The organism is Gammaproteobacteria bacterium (assembly GCA_029880545.1).
Classification (GTDB): Bacteria; Pseudomonadota; Gammaproteobacteria; order Acidiferrobacterales; family SZUA-150; genus JAOUOD01.
Map to the genome: position 1 here is coordinate 190756 of JAOUOD010000006.1, position 20338 is coordinate 211093.

The following is a 20338-nucleotide window of genomic DNA, read 5'->3' on the forward strand; positions in this document are numbered from 1 at the left end:
TTACTTCGCCTCCTGCATGGAAGCGATAAACTGGTCAAATAACGGTGCTACATCGTGCGGCCCCGGACTGGCCTCCGGGTGTCCCTGGAATGAAAACGCCGGACAATCCGTGCGGCGAATTCCCTGGATGGTTTGATCAAACAGCGAACGGTGTGTGACTTCCAGGTTACCGGGCAATGAGTCTTCGTTGACGGCAAAGCCGTGGTTCTGACTGGTAATCATGACCTGTTTTGTTTCAAGGTCCTGCACCGGGTGATTGGCGCCGTGATGACCAAACTTCATTTTCATGGTTTGCGCGCCGGATGCCAGTGCCAGCAACTGGTGGCCCAGGCAAATTCCGAATACCGGCAGCTTCTTCTCCAGCACCTTGCCGATGGCTTCGATGGCGTAATCGCACGGCTCCGGGTCGCCCGGACCATTGGACAGGAACACGCCATCAGGCTTCATGGCCAGCACTTCTTCTGCCGGTGTTTTGGCAGGTACCACGGTCAGCTTGCAGCCCCGATCAGCCAGCATGCGCAAAATATTGTGCTTTACGCCAAAATCATAGGCGACCACGTGAAAGCGTGCATCGGTTAGCGGCTTGTATCCCTTATCCAGGGACCAACTGCTTTCGTTCCAGTCGTACTGTTTTCTCGTGGTCACGGTTTTGGCGAGATCCATTCCGGCCAGCCCGGCAAACGCCTGGGCAGCGGCAACCGCGTCCTTCTTGTTGATTCGCTGGCCTTTTTCCACTGCAACAATGCAACCTCGCTGCGCACCCTTTTCACGCAGGATACGGGTAAGACGGCGGGTATCAATGCCGGCAATGGCCACGACTTTGTGCTTTTCCAGGAACTCAGGCAGGGTTTGCTGCGCGCGCCAGTTGCTCATCAACAACGGCAAATCACGGATTACCAGGCCGGCAGCATGAGCTTTTTTGGATTCCATGTCTTCGCTGGTGGTACCAACGTTGCCGATATGCGGATAAGTCAGGGTAACGATCTGGCGAGCATAGGATGGGTCGGAAAGGATTTCCTGGTAACCCGTAAGCGCTGTATTGAACACCACTTCACCCACTGTCTGACCGGAAACACCGATAGAAATTCCTTCGAAAAGCGAACCATCTTCCAGTGCGAGCAAGGCGGGCTGTGGCAAGCGGGACCCCCAAATAAATCAAGTAAAACAGACACATAAAAACGGGAGAGTCGGAACTGCTCTCCCGTTTTTAACGAATTCGAATGCCGGATGATCCGGATCAGGCTGGACGCGGATGTTACGTCAGCAACCCGATAAAATCAACGCAAACCCAGAACATCCTGCATATCAAACACACCGGAAGATTTATCACTTAGCCAACGTGCCGCACGCACGGCGCCGCCGGCAAAGGTCATGCGACTGGTGGCACGATGAGTGATTTCCACGCGCTCACCGGTACCGGCATACATGACCGTATGCTCCCCGACGATATCCCCGGCACGGACGGTGGCAAACCCGATGGTTCTGCGCTCGCGCTCGCCGGTAATACCCTCGCGGCCGTAGATAGCGTCAGTCTTGAGATCGCGGCCCAGGGCGTCGGCAATGACTTCGCCCAGGCGCAGCGCCGTACCCGATGGTGCATCGACCTTATGCCGATGATGTGCCTCGACAATCTCGATATCAACATCATCTCCCAGCACCCGGGCTGCAATCTGGGCCAGCTTGAAGCTCAAATTCACGCCCACGCTCATATTCGGCGCAAACACAATGGCCATATCCTTGCCGGCATCGGCAATAGCCTGTTTTCCCGCATCATCAAAGCCGGTGGTGCCGATGACCATTTTCTTGCCGTGCTGGCGACACAAGGCCAGGTTGGCCAAGGTGGCTTCGGGGCGAGTGAAATCGATAAGCACATCAAAATCAGCCGGGTCCAGCTGCTCGCGAATGAGCACACCGGTTGCGCCCAGACCGGTATTGATCCCGGCATCCACGCCCAAAGCCGGGCTGCTGGCATGCTCGTTGGCTGCACCCAGGGTAACGCCATCGGCTTCCTGCACGGCCTGCACCAACGATTTGCCCATTCGGCCTGCCGCGCCGGTAATTGCAATGCGTGTCATCTAGTTTTTGCCTCGCTTGTCGAATACCTCTATATATGGTCGGAGAGTAGCGCATCTGCCCGAGTGTGGCCAAGAGAGCTGCACGAAATAGCAATACTGGCTCAGCTGTTCCAAACCCGGATACCATTGCGCCATTACTGCATTACCAACAAGGAGCTCACCATGCTGTTTGCTGATTACTGGCCCGCCATTGAAACCCTGCTGTGGGCACTGGCCGCCGGTTCTATTATTGGCCTGGAACGCAGTATTAATGGTCGCCCGGCAGGTTTTCGCACGCATTCACTGGTGTGCGTATCATCATCCTTGTTGATGCTGTTGACGGTTTACCAGGTCAAACTTCTGCCCGACCTGCCCATAGAGGCGGTTCGCATCGACCCGACGCGTATGGCCCAGGGCATCATGACGGGCATTGGTTTTCTTGGCGCCGGCGTCATCATGAAAGAAGGCCTGTCTGTCCGTGGACTGACCACCGCGGCATCCATTTGGATCACTGCTTCAATCGGTATCCTGATAGGAATTGGTTTCATGGAGGCGGCATTCGCCGCGACAGTCATTACCATGGGCACACTGTCCATTTTCAGGTTTCTCGAAGATATGTTGCCAACCCTGAGTTATGCGCGATTGCACGTGCGCACCCTGGCCGCCAATGCCATCTCCGAAGATGACCTGTGCAAAGTGATTACCGAGCATGATGCCAAGGCTCATAATGTCAGTTATCACCTTCAGGAACAGGGAAAATGGATTGAATACCGCATGACTCTGCACACGCGCCATAATGCCAATTACCAGAAGCTTGCCCGGGCGCTGACCATGCAGGAGAAAGTAGCAGAATTCATGCTGAATCCTGCCGGTGGCTGACCCGCTAGTCGGAATGGCGGCGGGTAATTATATTGCCCAAGGATGCGGCCACCAGGATGGGCGCAACGATAATCAATACTGTGCTGATGTAGCCCAACTTCCATGAAACAAGTACGGCGGCGACCTGGGAAGCCGCCCAGATTGCGAGGTAGGTGAAAATAACGTGTTTTTCGGTCATACCGGTTATCGCCTCGTGTAACACAATGATTGCCTGATTGAGGCTTTTTGACTTTAATATGTCAATCGAAACCTGACAATTGCGGGGTTCAGATCATGATTACGTCCGGCTACCACTCAACCCGGCTACCATTGCCACGCCCCTCCAGGCTCATGCTGCCGGTTTTTATCCTGACTTCACTGCTGGTGCAATCTTGTGTCTCGGGCGGAACCGTTCGCGCCACGCCAGACTTTGCCGGAGGCCGGTATCCCGTTTCAAGCATTGCGGTACTCAAACCGGAGGGTGACATCAGGTATATCAGTCGAGGCGGCCTGCCTCGCAATACCGGCATATTCAGCCTGCGCATATCGGAGATGGCGTCTTCGGTATTGGTGAAAGAACTGAACAAGAAGGGTTACTCGGCATCTCGGCCGGGAGAACACCAGGACAAGCGTATACAGGAAAAACAGCTTTCCGGTGGTATCTCCGCCGCCTGGCACCTTGTATCCGGCACCTTGTACGACCGACTCTACCAGCCAAAGGAAAGGGCTCTTAATATCGACGCAACGATTCCGGCCGAGGCCCTGCAATCACCATTACTCAAGGACAGTGACATGGTTTTGTATATCAGTTACTCCGGTGCCAGCTATGCGGGCGAATGGGACAACGCCACCCTGTCGGGCGGCACCATTATCGGAACCGGTAATGTCATAACGCCGACCGGTTCACGTCATAGCGTGCAGACACTGGCGGTATTGATCAACAGCAAGACCGGGGCCGTACTCTGGGCAAACCAGGCTGACAAGGACATGCACTTTGGTAACGATAATGATTTTATTGCTGCCATTGTCGAAGTACTGGATGATTTGCCCGCACGCGGACAACCGATTGCACCGTGAGGCATCAGCGCCGACGCGGCAACAGCAATATGATCGGGATCACCAGTGGCCCAAACATCAAGCCTGCCACGCCCCAAGGTACCGATTGCCTGCCGCGTGCAGCAGCAAGGCGGTGACAAACAACTCCACTGATAATGCACAGCACGGAAATGAGCAGAGCAGCGATCATGGCAATTCCTTCAAAACCGGTGCTCGTTAATGATGACGCCCGGTATAGCTATCTGATTCCACGGCGCCGTCGCGCAGGGTAATAATGCGCTCGGCACGAGCCATCACCCTTGTATCATGCGTTGAAAACAGGAACGTGGTTTTTTCTTCATGCGACAAGTCGTGCATGATTTCCAGTAACGCCGTCGCATTCTCAGAGTCCAGGTTGGCTGTTGGCTCATCAGCAAGCACGATACGCGGACCGGCTGCCAATGCCCTGGCGACGGCAACGCGTTGTTGTTGACCTCCACTCAAGGCGCCCGGGCGACGGTGCATCATGTCTTTAAGGCCAACCACTTCCAGGTAGTGCCGGGCGCGCTCCCGTCGCTCATGAGCATGACGACCCTGCAACACCATGACCAGTTCCACGTTCTCCAGTGCACTCAGCACCGGAACCAGATTGTAAGCCTGGAATATAAACCCCACTTCCATCAACCGGAAATGCGCCTGCTGTTTTTCGGTCATCGCGGTGATATCGGTTCCATTCAGAAACACGCCACCACTCGAAGGCGCATCAAGCCCACCAATAATATTCAGCAATGTCGTCTTGCCTGAACCTGACGGACCCACCAGTGCAGCGAACTCGCTTTCCTTCAGTGACAGGTTGACCTCACGAAGCGCGCTCACCTCCACTTCGCCCTGGATATAGGTTTTGTTGATCTGTTTGACCTCCAGCAATGCCATAACCGGTTTCCTCATGTTTCAGGTACGCAAGGCTTCGATAGGTGTCACACGCGCCGCCTTGATAGCGGGATAGATACCCGATGCCAGTGTCGCCATGAAAATAATAGACGTCAGCTGGACCACCCGGGTCATCGACAGCTCCGAACGAACAACCGGGTCCATTACCGTGCCCATCACTTCAGTACCCTCGGGTACCAGTGCAGAAAAGTCGATACCATAAAAGGCCAGGTATAGATGGAAGCTGCCGCCGAGTATCCAGCCCACCGCGACTGCGAGAAAGCTCAATAGCAAGGATTCGCAAAATACCAGGGCAAGAAGATAATCCCGGCTCAGACCCAGGGCACGCAACAATCCAAACTCCCGTGTACGCTCCAGCACGCTCATTAGCACCGTATTAAGAATGCCAATAACAACAACAAACAGGATCAGAAAAAACATGACGTAACTGAAGCCATCATCGATGGCGATGAACTGCAATAACTCCGGCATCATTTCCGGCCAGCCCAGTACGGCAATACCGGGCTCTTTTACCTGTTTCCCGATCGCGGGCAGCCAGGTTTCAAGCTGATCGGCATCATCAAGATACAAGGCTACGCGGGTTACCGGTGCCAGTTCGGCGTTGCCTCCTTCTGCTATCAGGAAGTGACGGGCGAACTCCATACCGCTAACTATATAATAACTGTCAAGTGCATCAATGCCGGTGTTGAATATGCCTCGCACCAGCGCCAGTCTTGCTTCCGGATCACCCCCGCGCTTGCCAATCATAATCACGAGTTTTCGTCCCGTTTCAAGCTTTAGTTTGCGCGCCATGTTGCTGCCGACCACCACACCTCGCGCATCGGTGCTTTCAATCCAGTTGCCGGTAACAAGCTTTCCCCGAAACTGGCCGACGCGCGGATCCGCTTCAGGATCAATGCCCTCCAGTATTGCGCCCACTGAATTACTGGCAGTATTGGCGAGTACCTGCAAGGCGATACGGGGCGCGATCCTGCCCTCAAACTGCAATGTTGACAGTGATTGCGCCAGCTTGTTGCCATCGCCGATAAAGCGGTAATTGGCCGGAGAATCGCGGTAGTCTTGTGGCTGTATGGTGATATGGCCTTCACCCATCCGAATGCCATTACGCACCATCGAATTATGCGATCCGTCCTGCAGACCGATACTGGCTACCGCGAGGCTGAAGCCAAGCGCAACAGAGCTTAGCGTGATAAAGGTACGACGCCGGTGACGCCACAAGTTGCGCCAGGCAAGCAATACCAGGGTAATCCAGCGATTCCTGAATTCAAAAATATTCATCGTATCGCCTCGGCCGGCTTCATGCGCACGGTTCGCCACGAAGGAATCAGAGACGCCAACATGGCAACAACAACCATGATGACAATACCGACAACAACACTTTCGCCGGTCAAGTAACCTTTCCAGACCGGATCCCATATTACACCGGCCCAGTCCATGCCATCAGGCAACCATGGTGTCAGATCAATTCCGGTCACCTCCAGGTAGTGAGACGAGGATGCACCAAGCGCTACACCAACTACCATGGCGACCAAGGACAGGAAAAATGACTCGAGCATCACCATGGTCAGCAACCGGTAGCGGCTCATGCCGATCGCAAGCAATATACCAAACTCATGTGTACGCTCGTGCACAGCCATGAGCATGGTATTCATCATACCGAGCGCCGCCAGTCCCACCAGAATACCGCCAATGATATAAATCACCGTACCACTCATCTCCAGCATGTCCGATACCGCCGGGACAAGTTGTCGCCAGTTGCGCAGCACCAGCTTGCCACCGTACTCCGGCATCGAATGCTGAGAGCGAAACCCGGCCAAGGCATCGGACAGGTGCTGTCCAAATAATGATAGCTGTTCGAGATCATCCGTGTTCACGGCAATTTCATGCATGCCGGTCTCGATAAACATGAGCTCGCGAAATGCATCAATAGACATCAAGACACCCGCACGATCAAAACCGGCCTCGATAGGTTTAAGTATGCCACCAACGCGATAAATGCCATTGCCTATGCCGCCATCGGCGGCCTGGGTGATAATGACCACTTCATCGCCAGCTGCGATGCGCAGACTTCGAGCGAGTTGCGTGCCAACAAGTACGTGATATACCGTCACCTCGCCCTGCTGTGTTGAAGTCTTGCCAAGATTCATTTCGCCACTGCGAATATGTTCAAGCATACTCGTGACACGGGCTTCGCGCTCCGGATCGATAGCCTTCAACATTACGCCGACAGATTGATCACCCGCAGCAGCAAGACCGGCGGCGTACAGTCGAGGCGCTACCCTGACCCTGGGCACGGTATCCAGCACTGCCAGCAATTCCTGAGGCAACAAAGCATACAGGTCCTGGTCATCGGCATAGGCCTGCCGATGAATCTGGAAATGACTGGTGGAAATCTGGGTGGCCGAGTTGGCCATTTGTCGGTACATGCCCTCGACCAGGGTGGCATACACGATCATCAGTGCCAGACCGATACCGAGCGCGGAAATGGTGAGCACGCTGCGAATACGATTGCGCCAGAGGTTGCGCCAGGCGATATATACCAGCAATGGCGGGTGTGTTGACACGCTGACCCCCTGGCTTCATAGGTACGGATACGAATTATACTCCCGCAAAGTTTGACATTCCACCCGCCCTATCAATAAACAAACCGTTGATTTAAGGATGTTTTACAGTATTATGATTTTACGCATTGAAGTTCCTGGAGAAGGAAATAAAAATGAAAATACCAACATCCCGCCGAATCTATACCAGCCTTGTTTTTATCACTTTGCTTTTGTCTATGAGTGGTTGCGCAATGCAAACCGCTCTTCGCGCAAGAAGTGACTTTGCCTACGGAACGAGTCAGTTCAAAAAAGTCCTGGTTCTTGCACCGCAAGGGCAAATGAATCGATTGGATGATGAAGGCAATCTTGAGGTGCTTACCCCACGCACCGAGAAACTCAACCCCTTGTTGCACGATAAACTAAAAGAGGTATTGACTGAAAAGCATTACGCCGTGGTCAACAATTCATTGGCGCAAACTGACAACCCGGAGTGTGCCATTATCGAAGAAATCCGCTCCAGCTTTTCAGGCGCCCCGTTGGCCGAGCTATATGACACCAGGCTGGTCGATGTAGATACTGCGTATAACACAAATATTGTTCTTCTTAATGACGACACCCTGAATCAAAACGTAAATACAGCAGACGCCTATTTGTTCCTGGAGTACACCGGGATATCACTTTCCGCCAAGAAGTTTCTTTCGCGGGCGCTGTCGGACGTGTTGGTGTCAACCATGGCAAGCGTCGTAACCGGAGCCACTATTTGGGTTAGCTCCGGCAGGCCCCATAAAAACAACATTTATGGGTATGCCATTCTTGTGGATGCTAAAACCGGAGAACTACTCTGGGCGACCCTGTTCCATGACGGGGTTAGTACTGGCGGGGTCAAAAGCTATCGCAACAGCCTGGCACAACAACTGAACGAATTTCCGGATGCCGGAAAAGGTCTTTTTCCGTTCGATAAACGAAAACGGCCAAAGCAAAACAATGCCGCCCCGGCTGTCGCTTCCAAATAGTTTTTGGCAACACCGGATAGTTGCAGTTGCTTGACAGGATGAATTCCGGGGCCAGCATCCTGATGGAACTGAACGAGAATTCCGGAACAGATAGCGGCGGCAACTGCGCCGGAATCGCACCGACCATATCAATACCATGCCCCATGAACCTGATGCCTAGCGCTGCGAAACTGCCTGCTACCAGGCCGACCAGCAGGTTAGGAATCTTCGGCGCAAATTTCTTTACCGCTATGGCGACTGCCACGGTCACCATTGCCACGATAAACGCATAACCATTCATGTCCCCGGCCATATTCCAGAGGTCGACCCAGGTATGCAAAAATGACTCGCCCCTGGGGATCGGAACTGCAAACACGCTTTTCATTTGCGATGTCACGATAAGAATGGCGGCGCCGGCAGTAAACCCGATTACAACCGTATGCGAAACAAAGTTCACCAGCTTGCCCATGCGGGCAAAGCCGAATGCCATCTGGTACACACCTGCAAGAAATGTCAGCAACAAAGCCAGTGAAATGAACTCGGGAGTTCCGGGCACCGCATGGTGGCTTACTGCGGAAAATACAACAATGGAAATCGCTGTGGTCGGGCCGGATATCAAATGCATGGATGAACCAAACAGCGCAGCAATGATCGGCGTCACCATGGCCGTATACAACCCGTACTCGGGCGGCAACCCGGCAATCGTGGCGAAGGCCACGCCTTGCGGCAACACGATAACGGCTCCGGTAAACCCTGCCGCCATATCCGCTCTGAGGCTGTCACGATTAACCAGGCGAAACCACGAAAGAAACGGAAAAAGCGCCCTGATATTCATAGCGGCATGAGGTCCTTCACAAAAAACGGGAAAAATCAGAATTGAATCGCTAGCCTGAAGCAGCAAACGCTACGAGGAATATTAGCAGTCAGTAATATACCAGCATGGTGCTACCACTGCACGGGGTTTTTGGTGGGAAAATGCACGGAGCCAGGCATATTCCTGGCTTTGAAAAGATATAAAAATTCTAAAACTCAGCCCGCAATCGGAGACCACATCTCCAACACTATGCAGCCGCGCTTAATGCTATGGGATCACGCGAACCAGCGGCCAGGACAAACACGCGAATAGATTTCAGGAAAAATACAAAATAACAATCACGAGGCAGGCAATGACTGCGCCATATTGCAGCACCTTGTTGATACGGCTGCCCAGATCAGTTTTGTCTTTGCTGGCCTCGGTTGGATAAATTTTCACTTTCGCTCCCTTACTGTTATATCCGGCACAAGCCGGTACGCTGGTTGCCGTGGATGCTGTTGCACCACGCTCTTTGCGCTACCTGTTCGCGGCCTGACTGGATATCGCCAGACAAACAAAGGCCGGGCAGTGCCCGGCCATCATCATACAAAGAACTCTTTCACCTTGTCGACCCAGCTCTTCTCGCGCGGATTATGCTTGTCGCCACCTTCCTGAATACTCTGATTGAATGCTTCCAGCAATTCCTTCTGTTTTGAGGTCAGGTTTACAGGGGTCTCGACGCTGGCCTTGCAGTACAGGTCGCCAACATGACCGCTACGGACATTTTTCACGCCCTTGCCACGAAGCCGAAACATCTTCTCGCTCTGGGTGCCGGCCGGTATCTTGATATTGGCACGACCATCCAGCGTCGGCACTTCCATCTCACCACCTAATGTTGCTGTAGCAAAACTCATGGGCATTTCGCAATACAGGTTGTCGCCATCACGCTGGAATATGTCATGCGGCTTGATTCTCACCTGCACATACAAATCGCCGGCCGGTCCACCATTCTCTCCTGCCTCACCCTCACCGGAAAGGCGAATCTGGTCACCTTCATCAACACCCGCCGGAACTTTTACATTCAGCGTCTTGGTGTGTTTGACCCGACCCTGGCCATGGCAGGACTCGCACGGATCAGTAATGGTCTTGCCGTTGCCGTGACAGGTCGGACAGGTTTGCTGAACCGAGAAGAAACCCTGCTGCATGCGTACCTGGCCATGGCCTCCGCATGTACGGCAGGTGGTCGGGCTGCTGCCTTTTTTGGCACCGGAGCCATTACAGGTATCGCATTTCACCAGCGTCGGTACCCGGATTTTCACTTCGGTACCACGCACCGCATCTTCCAGGCTCAGCTCAAGACTGTAACGCAGATCAGAACCACGGAAGACATTGCTGCCACCACGACGACCGCCGCCGCCGCCAAAGATATCACCGAACACGTCGCCGAAAATATCGGAGAAACTGGCGCCACCAGGTCCGCCACGAAAACCACCGGCACCCATGCTCGGATCAACACCGGCATGACCAAACTGGTCATAGGCAGCGCGTTTTTGCGAATCGCTCAGGATTTCATAGGCCTCCTTGGCTTCCTTGAACGCTGCCTCGGCTTCCTTGTCGTCAGGATTGCGGTCCGGGTGATGCTTCATGGCCAATCGACGGTAAGCTTTTTTCAAATCAGCTTCCGAAGCATTTCGCTCAACACCCAGTACCTGGTAATAATCCCGTTTTGACATAATCAGTCTACTTCGTGTTATTGGTTCATATTACGCAACAAGGCGCGACGCCCTGTTATTGAACGCCGCGCCCCAATTGCCTGCCAGCACAGATTAACCCTTGTTCTTGTCGTCCTTGACTTCCTCGAACTCGGCATCAACAACGTTGTCATCCTTTGATGCACCGGCACCAGATGCCTGGGCATCGGCACCACCTGCCGCGCCTTCAGTCTGCTGGTACATTTGTTCAGCCAGCTTGTGCGCGGCATTGGCCAGGGCTTCAGTCTTGCTGCTGATAGCATCCTTGTCATCACCCTTCATGGCATCTTCGAGATCCTTGATGGCGGCTTCAATGGACTCCTTTTCGGAAGCTTCCAGCTTGTCGCCGGCATCTTTCATGGATTTCTTTACGCCATGAATCATCTGGTCGGCCTGGTTGCGGGTATCGACCAGTTCACGCGCCTTCTTGTCTTCCTCGGCGTGTGCCTCGGCATCCTTGACCATGCGCTCGACTTCATCATCGGACAGGCCGGAACTGGACTTGATAACAATCTTGTTTTCCTTGCCGGTGCCCTTGTCCTTGGCGGATACATGCATAATACCGTTGGCATCAATATCAAATGCCACTTCGATCTGCGGCATGCCCCGCGGCGCCGGTGGAATGTCGGTCAGGTCAAAACGGCCCAATGACTTGTTGCCGGATGCCATTTCACGCTCACCTTGCAAAACATGCACGGTTACCGCGGGCTGGTTATCTTCGGCGGTCGAGAACACCTGTGACGCCTTGGTCGGGATAGTAGTGTTCTTTTCAATCAGCTTGGTCATGACGCCGCCCATGGTTTCAATACCCAGGGACAACGGCGTAACGTCCAGCAGCAACACATCCTTGACGTCGCCACCCAGGACACCGCCCTGGATGGCCGCGCCCACGGCAACCGCTTCGTCAGGATTCACGTCACGACGCGCTTCCTTGCCAAAGAAGTCCTTCACCGCCTGCTGTACTTTCGGCATACGTGTCTGGCCGCCGACCAGGATGACATCATTCACTTCTGAAGCGGACAGGCCGGCATCCTTCAACGCCACCTTGCACGGTTCAATAGTGCGCTGAACCAGGTCATCAACCAGTGATTCCAGCTTGGCGCGGGTAACCTTTACGTTCAGGTGCTTCGGACCGGTTGCATCAGCGGTGATGTAGGGCAGGTTTACATCAGTCTGCTGGCTGGAAGACAGTTCAATCTTGGCCTTTTCAGCCGCTTCTTTCAGACGCTGCAGGGCCAACGGATCATTGTGCAGATCCATGCCATTGTCTTTCTTGAACTCGTCGGCCAGGTAATCAATCAGGCGCAAGTCAAAGTCTTCGCCACCCAGGAAGGTGTCACCATTGGTGGACAACACTTCAAACTGGTGCTCGCCATCAACTTCTGCAATTTCAATAATTGAAATATCGAAGGTGCCGCCACCAAGATCGTAAACTGCAATCTTGCGATCGCCTTCTTTCTTGTCGAGACCAAAAGCCAGTGCCGCAGCGGTAGGCTCATTGATAATGCGCTTGACTTCAAGCCCGGCAATCTTGCCGGCATCCTTGGTGGCCTGGCGCTGGCTGTCATTGAAGTATGCCGGTACAGTAATAACCGCTTCAGTAACTTCTTCGCCCAGGTATTCCTCGGCGGTCTTTTTCATCTTCTGCAGGACGCGGGCGGAAATTTCCGGCGGCGCCATCTGTTTGCCATTGGCTTCAACCCAGGCATCACCGTTGTTGGCCTTGACAATCTTGTAAGGCATCAGCTTGACGTCGCGCTGAACCACGTCTTCCTCGAAGCGACGACCAATCAGGCGCTTGGCGGCAAAAACCGTGTTATGCGGATTGGTAACAGCCTGGCGTTTGGCGGACTGGCCTACCAGAACTTCGCCGTCAGTACTAAAACCGACGACAGATGGTGTGGTGCGATCGCCTTCGCTGTTTTCGATGACGCGCGGGCTGCCGCCTTCCATCACTGCCACGCAGGAGTTGGTCGTACCCAGGTCAATACCGATGATCTTGCCCATTGCAATTCCCCTGAAAAATCAAAAATCTTGCTGTTAAAAATGCTCTGACTCAGAAATGGGGCTGACAAGCCTGAATTCAAGCCCCGATCGCCAATTTGTTTCCTGTTATTCCTGCTACTTGGACACCATCACCATGGCCGGCCGGATCAAGCGATCGTGCAGCAGGCAGCCTTTTTGTACCACCGCAACCACGTGGTTTGGTTCGTGCTCGTCAGACTCGACCAGGGTCATGGCCTGGTGGTGCTCCGGATTGAATTTTTCGCCGACGGGATCGATCACCTTGAGATTGAATTTTTCGAAGGTGCTGTCCAGTTGCTTGAGGGTCAGCTCCAGGCCTTCGTGCATCTTGGCCAGGGCGTCACTGTCACCCTGCTTGATTTCCACGGCGCGAGCCAGCTCCAGTGAATCACGAACCGCCAGCACTTCACCGGCAAAACGCTCGATAGCAAATTTGTGCGCATTGGCCACGTCATTCTCGGCGCGGCGGCGAATATTTTCCGCCTCTGCCGCAGCGCGCAGCATCTTGTCGCGGGCCTCGGCGGCTTCGGCCCGAGCCTGCTCCAGCGCCTGCTGCAACACTGCCACCGAATCCGTTTCTGTGCCCGAATCGCCGGTTTCACCGGCGGTTGCATCGGCATCAGCTGCATCATTGCGGGCAGCATCAACCATGTTTTCGGTCTCACCTTCAATTTCTTTGTAAACGTCGTCTTTATTCTGGGTCATGTGAACAATACTCCGGCTTGCGCAATGCCCGTCAAATGGGGCCAGCAGCAGTTGAATTCAAGCATTTCAGGGGTAATTCAGGAAAATCAGTCGTTGTCAGCGCTCAGGGCCGTGCCCAGCAGGCGCGCCGTAATATCCACCAGCGGAATGACTTTCTCGTAGGCCATGCGCGTCGGGCCGACCACAGCCAGCATGCCAACGATCTCGTTCCCCACCTTGTAAGGCGAGGTCACAACACTGCACTGCTCCAGCGGCTGATAGCCGGACTCATTACCTATGAATATCTTCACGCCGGTTTCCCGGTCACTGCGATCCAGCAAATGCAGCAGGTCACGCTTGGTATTAAAAGCATTGAACAGGTGTCGCATTTGCCGCATGTCGCCAAGATCAGGAAATTCCATCAGGTTGGATTCGCCACGTACCACCAGGTTCTCAGCGTCATCGGCATCGGCAAATACCTGCTGGGCCATGGTCACCGCCCGGCGCATGGCCTGGGCCATGGTTTCGCTATCCAGTTTCATTTCCGCGGCCAGTGCCTGCTTGACCTGCTCCAGCGTCTGGCCGGCATAGGTTTCATTAAAATAGTTGGCTGCTTCCACCAGTTCGGACGGGGAATAACCGCGGTCGGTATGAATAACCCGGTTTTGCACCGCGCCACTCTGGGAAACCAGGATCACCAGCACCCGGGTACCTGAAAGACCCACAAATTCGATTTGCTTGAAGCCGTGACGGTCAGGATTTCGGGGCAGCGTGACCAGAGATGCCATGGATGACAATTGCGACAACATGTCAGTGGCCGTAGACAGCATGCGCTGCGCATCACTGCAGTGGCCGATTTCTCCCCGCAGTGCATTAACAGTTTCCGAACTCAGCGGCTGAATCTTGAGCAGGCTGTCGACAAATACCCGGTAGCCTTTTTGCGTCGGAATGCGCCCGGCAGATGTATGCGGCGATACCACCAGGCCCAGCTGCTCCAGGTCCGCCATCACATTGCGCACGGTTGCAGGGCTTACCTCCAGCCCGGACTGGCGCGCGAGCACGCCGGAGCCCACCGGCTGCCCGTCGCTCACGTAGCGATTGACCAGTGTCTTTAACAGAATTTCAGCGCGCGCGGATAGTGATGACATAAACCAGGTCCAAATAACGTCTGGCACTCCAGCTGGTGGAGTGCTAAAACCAAGCTTGCTAGCTCAGGCCGGCGCTGTCAATACAGCGCCGGCCATAACCGTTAAAACACCCGGATACCCGGATGGAAATCATTTATTCGCGCCATGGCGCGTGGTAGTTTCTGCACATAACAATACACATTGCGGCCATGGAACATTCATCTTTCAAAACGGCGGGATTATTCGGCAAGTATGCCGACAGCAGCATGGCGGACACGTTGGCCCGGCTCGCCAGGCATTTGCTTGGCCGCAAAATCAAGGTCGTCATCGAATCCTCTACAGCGGAACTGATTACCAAAGCCGGTTTTGACCTGGACCAATACAGCACTGAAGCCCTGGATGTTATTGGCCAACACATCGACGTCGGCATAGTCATCGGCGGTGACGGCACATTTTTGAATATTGCCCGCAACCTGGCCGCCGACCAGGTGCCGCTCATTGGCGTCAACCTGGGTCGGGTCGGTTTCCTGGCCGATATTTCCGTGGACGACATGATCCCGGAAATTAACCGCATACTCGATGGCGACCACGAAACCGAGCGGCGCTCCTTATTGCACGCCGAAGTAATGCGGAGCGGCAAAATCATCCATGCCGCCAAGGCATTTAATGATGTCATCATCAACAAGGGCGAGCTGGCACGACTGATCGAATTCGAAACCTTCATTGATGGTGAGTTCGTCAACAGTATGCGCGCCGACGGTATCATTGTCGCCACACCGACCGGTTCTACTGCCTATGCGCTTTCCGCCGGCGGCCCGATCCTGCACCCGGCTCTGGAAGCTATAGAGCTGGTGCCGATTTGTCCGCACACCCTGTCTGATCGCCCCATTGTCGTGAACAACCAGTGTGTAGTTGAAATCGTCATGACCTCGCTGTCCAATCAGCACGCTTACCTGACCCTGGACGGCCAGGCCATGTTCTCGCTGCAGGATCATGATCATATTTTTGTGCGCCGCAACCCTGAGCTCATTACCCTGTTGCGCCCCAGTGGTCGAAATCATTACAGTGTGCTTCGCGCCAAACTGCACTGGGGTGAAAAGCTGTAAACCATGCTCAGCCATCTTTTTATAAAAGACTTTGCCATTGTTCAAAGCCTTGAGCTCGATCTCGAGTCGGGCTTCAGCGTGCTGACCGGTGAAACCGGCGCCGGCAAATCCATACTCATTGATGCCCTGGCAGCGGCGCTCGGTGAACGCGCCGACAAGGGCAATATTCGCCATGGCTGCGTGCGCGCCGAGGTGATTGCCGGCTTTTCACTGGATGACGCGCCGGAAGCCCGCGCCTGGCTGTCGCAACAGGACCTGGATGAAGACAACCAGTGCCTGCTGCGCCGCATTATCGAAAACGACAAATCCTCCCGCGCCTACATCAATGGTCGGCCGGTGCCTATCCAGTTGCTTCGGGAGCTGGGCGAATTGCTGGTGGATATTCATGGTCAACACGAACACCAGTCGCTGCTCAAACGCGATACGCAACGCCAGCTACTTGATGATTATGCCGGCATCAATGACCGGGTAGCCGAACTGGGCAACCGCTATCGCTCGGCACGCACGCTGCAGGATCGCCTGAACCGGCTGCGCCAGGAATCCAGTGATCGCAGCGCCCGCATTGAGCTGCTCCAGTTCCAGGTACACGAGCTGGAAGCCCTGGGTCTCGGTCGCGACGAACCGGTACGACTGGAGCAGGAGCACGATCGCCTGGCCAACGGTGCAGAACTGATGGAAGGTGCGCAGGCTGCCATCCAGACACTTTATGAAGATGACCAGTCCATCAGCAACGCCCTCGGCCACCTCATTTCGCGCCTGGAACAACTGGGTGGTCACGACCAGTCCATAGACGCCATCGCCTCGCTGCTGCGCGACGCCGATATCCAGATCAGCGAGGCGGTTTCACAATTACGTCATTACGTGGATGATATGGACCTGGATCCGCAGCGCCTGCAGTGGCTTGATGAACGCATTGGCGTCATGACTGACCTGGCGCGCAAACACCGGGTAAACCCGGATCAATTACCGGATGTATTGAATACGCTCGCCCAGGAACTGGCGGACGTGGAAGACGCGGACAATAGCCTCGATCGGCTGGAAAAAGACCTGGTCAGAGCCAAGTCAGACTACGCAGCATTGGCCGAAACCGTAAGCGCGGCACGCACCCAGGCAGCCAAAAAGCTGTCGCATGCTGTATCCGAACACATGCAGGAACTGGGCATGCCCGGCGGTCAATTCCAGGTCGAACTGGCGCCCCTGGAGGGCGACCTGCCAGCTGCAGCCGGGCGTGAGCGGGTTGAACTCCTGGTCAGTGCCAATGTAGGCCAACCAGCCAAAGCACTTGGCAAAGTGGCGTCCGGGGGTGAGCTGTCACGTATCAGCCTGGCTTTACAGGTGGTACTGGCCGGCTTGGGCCGAATCCCCACCCTGATCTTCGACGAAGTGGACGTCGGCGTTGGTGGCCGCGTTGCCGAGATTGTCGGCACCCGCCTACGCGACCTGGGCGGGTCCCGCCAGGTTTTATGTATTACCCACCTGGCGCAAGTGGCATCACAGGGCCATCATCAGCTGCAGGTACATAAAACCGCGCGAAATGGCATCACCGAGACCAGCATCACCACCCTGCCTTCCGAGGCACGGGTCCAGGAAATTGCACGAATGATCGGCGGCATTGAAATCAGCCAGCAAACCCTGGCTCATGCCGAAGACATGCTCGTGCGAGCCGGTAATCGCTAAATCCAGGGCAAGTCTTGATATGTCTACACCAGCCATAATTCGTCCTGCCGCTGTTGCTGATGCCCACGAGATACATGATCTGATCAGCCATTACGCTGACATGGGCAACCTGCTGCCGCGGCCGATCAACGACATCTATCGTCACCTGCGCGATTTCTTTGTTGCCGAGCTTGACGGCAAGGTCGTGGCCTGCTGCGCCCTGGAAATCTTTACTGAAAATCTCGGTGAAGTGCGCAGCCTGGTGGTGGCATCCGAGGTTGAGGGAAAAGGTTATGGTCGGCTGTTGGTCCAGGAAGTCATCAACGAGGCCAAAAGGCTCGGGCTACGCCGATTAATGGCGTTGACCTACGTGCCGGAGTTCTTTCATCGGTTGGGGTTCAGGACTGTCAGCAAGGACATGTTGCCGGAAAAGGTCTGGGGGATCTGTATCAAGTGCTACAAGTACAACAACTGCGACGAAATCGCGGTACTGCTGGAAATGTAATGCAGAGATACAAACCGGCTGTGGGCGCCTGAACCGGGCGCCCGATCGTGGCAACCGCGATGCCGTTACTGTTTTGAGCAGACGCCGTTTTTCTTCATGCCCTCACACATTCCGTAGAGCGACAGTGAGTGGTCTTCGATGACAAAACCGGCCTCCCGGGAAATCTTGTCCTGCCTGGCTTCAATGGCATCGTCAACAAATTCAAACACCTTGCCGCATTTTACGCAGACCATGTGATCGTGATGATGACCCTTGTCGATCTCGTAGACCGCCCGGCCACCCTCAAAATTATGGCGCATCACCAGCCCGGCTGATTCGAACTGGGTCAGCACACGGTAGACCGTTGCCAAACCCACTTCCTCGCCGGCATCAAGCAGCAGCTTGTAGACGTCTTCAGCGGTCATATGGGCGTTGGAGGTGTTTTCGAGGATATTGAGGATTTTCAGCCTTGGCATGGTCGCCTTGAGGCCTGCTTTTTTCAGTTCGGATGATTCGCTCATCGTGCACTCCCTTCTTGTTATTTAGCTGTGTACCACTTAACCGCCGATTACGGTATGATGCGGCCGATTTTATCAGCACCTGAGCCACAAATGAAAAAAAGCCGTTACATCCTGATTTTACTCGTCTTTACGCTGCTGTCACTAAGCGGTTGCGGCATCATTTACATTCCCGACGTCCAGCAGGGCAACATGATCAAGGCCGAGGACGTTGAGCGAATCAAGGCGGGCATGACCGAAAAACAGGTCCGTTTCGTGCTGGGCACCCCGCTCATACAGGACCCGTTCCACAATGATCGCTGGGACTACTATTACAGCTACCAGAAAGGGGGTAGCAGCAAGGTTGAGCGACGACAGGCAACCGTATTCTTCCGTGACGGCAAGGTCAGCCGGGTCAGCAAGCAGGAATTCAGGGATAAGACGACCCGGAACGGTACCGAGCCTGACCAGGACTAGGCCAAATCTGCCATTCTGTTTGTTTCAGACGATCTCAGGCGGTCCTGGCAACACTGACCTTGCCGGAAACGGGCAGGCTGACGGTAAAGCAGGAACCCTTCCCTTCCTCGCTGACCCAGTTGAGAGATCCATGATGAAGATCCAGGAGCTGCTTGCATAACGGCAAGCCAATACCGGTGCCGCCGTATTCACGGGACTCGCGGCTGTCGAGCTGCCGAAAAGACCGAAGCATGTCACGATCGCTGCCTGCTGCAATACCGATCCCGGTATCCGAAATGCTGATCCTTACCACTTCTTCTGTTTTGTCATAACTCATCACAACCCTGATGTCACCTTCGCGGGTAAACTTGATGGCGTTATCAGCCAGGTGGGAAATAACCAGGCGGGTGCGCTCCGAATCAATACTGGCAGACGGCATGTCATCCGGGATTTCCAGCGAAAACCCGAGGCCCTTGCTTTCGGCCCTCGGTCTGAACTCTTCGGCGACTTCCCGGAGCAGCTGAGCGATATCCACATCGCTGATAAACAACTCCAGCTTGTCTGCCTCCAGTTGGCAATGCTCCAGCACCGAGTTCACCGTGAACAGCAACTTGTCAGAATTCTCGCGCAACGCTGACAGGCAATAACCAAAGAATTCATCGTCACTGGTTTCGATTGTTGTCATCATGTCCGCTGATGACTGGATAACAGTCAAAGGGGTTCTCAGTTCATGAGACATGACTTCGAGAAATTGAGACTTGAGGCGATTGCCCTCTTCTGCTTCTTCAAGAGCGACGGACAGCTGGCGCACACGCTTTTCGAGACGCGCTACCAGGCGACGACTGTATTCTGATAACAGGTCGGCTTGCTCTTCGGAATTTACAAACTCGGAGTAGCCTTCCAGGTACATGGCCACCTTGGGCGCAAAGGCAACTGGATCAATGGGCTTGGTAATATAGCCATTACAACCGGCTATCAGGCTGCGTTCGCGATCACCTTCAAGGTCATTACCAGTCACTGCGACTACCGGTATATGTGCAATCATGGGATCGCTCTTGATCAGCGTGGTTGCCTCGTAACCATCCATGCCCGGCATGCTCATGTCCATGATCACCAGGTCAGGCTTGTATTTGCGCGCCATATCGATGCCTTCCAGGCCATCGCCGGCAGCAACCACGCGGTATCCGGCTTTTTTAAGCAAAGCAACAATTAGTTTCTGGTTGACAGGGTTGTCTTCCACACACAAAACCAGCTCAGCCTGGTCGCCCTCAACTGTCATTTCATAAATCCGCGAAGTGCATATTGTTTTTGCATTCTCTGTCGTAT

Annotated in this window: 21 protein-coding genes; 6 read left to right on the plus strand and 15 right to left on the minus strand. The window is 54.5% G+C overall.

What is annotated here, in order from left to right; genetic code table 11:
- Positions 1–1137, minus strand: a complete 1137-nt coding sequence (carA, locus tag OEZ10_09005; protein ID MDH5633121.1) for a glutamine-hydrolyzing carbamoyl-phosphate synthase small subunit — start codon at positions 1135–1137, stop codon at positions 1–3.
- Between the two features lie 140 nt (positions 1138–1277).
- On the minus strand, positions 1278–2075 hold the full coding sequence (gene dapB / locus OEZ10_09010; protein ID MDH5633122.1) for a 4-hydroxy-tetrahydrodipicolinate reductase: 798 nt from the start codon (positions 2073–2075) through the stop codon (positions 1278–1280).
- Between the two features lie 63 nt (positions 2076–2138).
- Between dapB and OEZ10_09015 the strand changes: the two genes are divergently transcribed.
- On the plus strand, positions 2139–2933 hold the full coding sequence (locus OEZ10_09015; GenBank protein MDH5633123.1) for an MgtC/SapB family protein: 795 nt from the start codon (positions 2139–2141) through the stop codon (positions 2931–2933).
- A 4-nt stretch (positions 2934–2937) separates the two neighbouring features.
- Here the strand turns inward: OEZ10_09015 and OEZ10_09020 are convergent, their stop codons facing one another.
- Positions 2938–3111 (minus strand): hypothetical protein, encoded by a 174-nt coding sequence (locus OEZ10_09020; protein ID MDH5633124.1) that lies wholly within the window; start codon positions 3109–3111, stop codon positions 2938–2940.
- Between the two features lie 95 nt (positions 3112–3206).
- Between OEZ10_09020 and OEZ10_09025 the strand changes: the two genes are divergently transcribed.
- Positions 3207–3989 carry a hypothetical protein gene (locus tag OEZ10_09025; GenBank protein ID MDH5633125.1) on the plus strand — a complete coding sequence of 261 codons (783 nt, stop codon included), beginning with the start codon at positions 3207–3209 and terminating at the stop codon, positions 3987–3989.
- Positions 3990–3993: 4 nt separating this feature from the next.
- Here the strand turns inward: OEZ10_09025 and OEZ10_09030 are convergent, their stop codons facing one another.
- The 10 genes from OEZ10_09030 to hrcA all read right to left on the minus strand — a co-directional run bounded on the left by OEZ10_09030 (position 3994) and on the right by hrcA (position 14834).
- Entirely contained in the window at positions 3994–4158 is a 165-nt protein-coding gene (locus tag OEZ10_09030) for a hypothetical protein (GenBank protein ID MDH5633126.1), read from the minus strand.
- Between the two features lie 26 nt (positions 4159–4184).
- The gene (locus OEZ10_09035) at positions 4185–4880 is read right to left on the minus strand and encodes an ABC transporter ATP-binding protein (GenBank protein MDH5633127.1); all 696 of its coding nucleotides are present in this window, start codon (positions 4878–4880) and stop codon (positions 4185–4187) included.
- 18 nt (positions 4881–4898) lie between these two features.
- Positions 4899–6176 (minus strand): ABC transporter permease, encoded by a 1278-nt coding sequence (locus OEZ10_09040; protein ID MDH5633128.1) that lies wholly within the window; start codon positions 6174–6176, stop codon positions 4899–4901.
- Positions 6173–7462: an FtsX-like permease family protein gene (locus tag OEZ10_09045; GenBank protein ID MDH5633129.1), complete on the minus strand. Its 1290-nt coding sequence runs from the start codon at positions 7460–7462 to the stop codon at positions 6173–6175. Before OEZ10_09045 ends, OEZ10_09040 begins: the two co-directional genes overlap by 4 nt.
- 861 nt (positions 7463–8323) lie before the next feature.
- A complete protein-coding gene (locus OEZ10_09050; protein ID MDH5633130.1) occupies positions 8324–9268 on the minus strand; it encodes a SulP family inorganic anion transporter in 945 nt (314 codons plus the stop codon).
- Between the two features lie 294 nt (positions 9269–9562).
- Positions 9563–9685, minus strand: coding sequence for a hypothetical protein (locus tag OEZ10_09055; protein MDH5633131.1), 123 nt, complete (start codon positions 9683–9685; stop codon positions 9563–9565).
- Positions 9686–9828: 143 nt separating this feature from the next.
- Positions 9829–10959, minus strand: a complete 1131-nt coding sequence (gene dnaJ / locus OEZ10_09060) for a molecular chaperone DnaJ (GenBank protein MDH5633132.1) — start codon at positions 10957–10959, stop codon at positions 9829–9831.
- A gap of 93 nt (positions 10960–11052) precedes the next feature.
- Positions 11053–12984, minus strand: a complete 1932-nt coding sequence (gene dnaK, locus OEZ10_09065) for a molecular chaperone DnaK (GenBank protein MDH5633133.1) — start codon at positions 12982–12984, stop codon at positions 11053–11055.
- Positions 12985–13098: 114 nt separating this feature from the next.
- Positions 13099–13707 carry a nucleotide exchange factor GrpE gene (gene grpE / locus OEZ10_09070; protein ID MDH5633134.1) on the minus strand — a complete coding sequence of 203 codons (609 nt, stop codon included), beginning with the start codon at positions 13705–13707 and terminating at the stop codon, positions 13099–13101.
- Positions 13708–13793: 86 nt separating this feature from the next.
- Complete coding sequence (hrcA, locus tag OEZ10_09075; protein ID MDH5633135.1) at positions 13794–14834, minus strand: heat-inducible transcriptional repressor HrcA; 1041 nt, start codon at positions 14832–14834, stop codon at positions 13794–13796.
- Positions 14835–15022: 188 nt separating this feature from the next.
- Between hrcA and OEZ10_09080 the strand changes: the two genes are divergently transcribed.
- From OEZ10_09080 to OEZ10_09090, 3 genes are read left to right on the plus strand one after another with little or no spacing between them, the layout of a single operon-like run.
- A complete protein-coding gene (locus tag OEZ10_09080; GenBank protein MDH5633136.1) occupies positions 15023–15919 on the plus strand; it encodes an NAD(+) kinase in 897 nt (298 codons plus the stop codon).
- Positions 15920–15922: 3 nt separating this feature from the next.
- Positions 15923–17596: a DNA repair protein RecN gene (gene recN, locus OEZ10_09085; protein ID MDH5633137.1), complete on the plus strand. Its 1674-nt coding sequence runs from the start codon at positions 15923–15925 to the stop codon at positions 17594–17596.
- A gap of 19 nt (positions 17597–17615) precedes the next feature.
- Positions 17616–18080 (plus strand): N-acetyltransferase, encoded by a 465-nt coding sequence (locus tag OEZ10_09090; protein ID MDH5633138.1) that lies wholly within the window; start codon positions 17616–17618, stop codon positions 18078–18080.
- Positions 18081–18145: 65 nt separating this feature from the next.
- On the opposite strand, the gene fur is transcribed toward OEZ10_09090, so the two are convergent.
- Positions 18146–18580: a ferric iron uptake transcriptional regulator gene (fur, locus tag OEZ10_09095; protein ID MDH5633139.1), complete on the minus strand. Its 435-nt coding sequence runs from the start codon at positions 18578–18580 to the stop codon at positions 18146–18148.
- 90 nt (positions 18581–18670) lie between these two features.
- Here fur and bamE point away from each other — a divergent pair, with 90 nt between their 5' ends.
- A complete protein-coding gene (gene bamE / locus OEZ10_09100) occupies positions 18671–19033 on the plus strand; it encodes an outer membrane protein assembly factor BamE (GenBank protein MDH5633140.1) in 363 nt (120 codons plus the stop codon).
- 34 nt (positions 19034–19067) lie between these two features.
- On the opposite strand, the gene OEZ10_09105 is transcribed toward bamE, so the two are convergent.
- Positions 19068–20291: a hybrid sensor histidine kinase/response regulator gene (locus tag OEZ10_09105; GenBank protein ID MDH5633141.1), complete on the minus strand. Its 1224-nt coding sequence runs from the start codon at positions 20289–20291 to the stop codon at positions 19068–19070.
- Positions 20292–20338 lie beyond the last annotated feature (47 nt).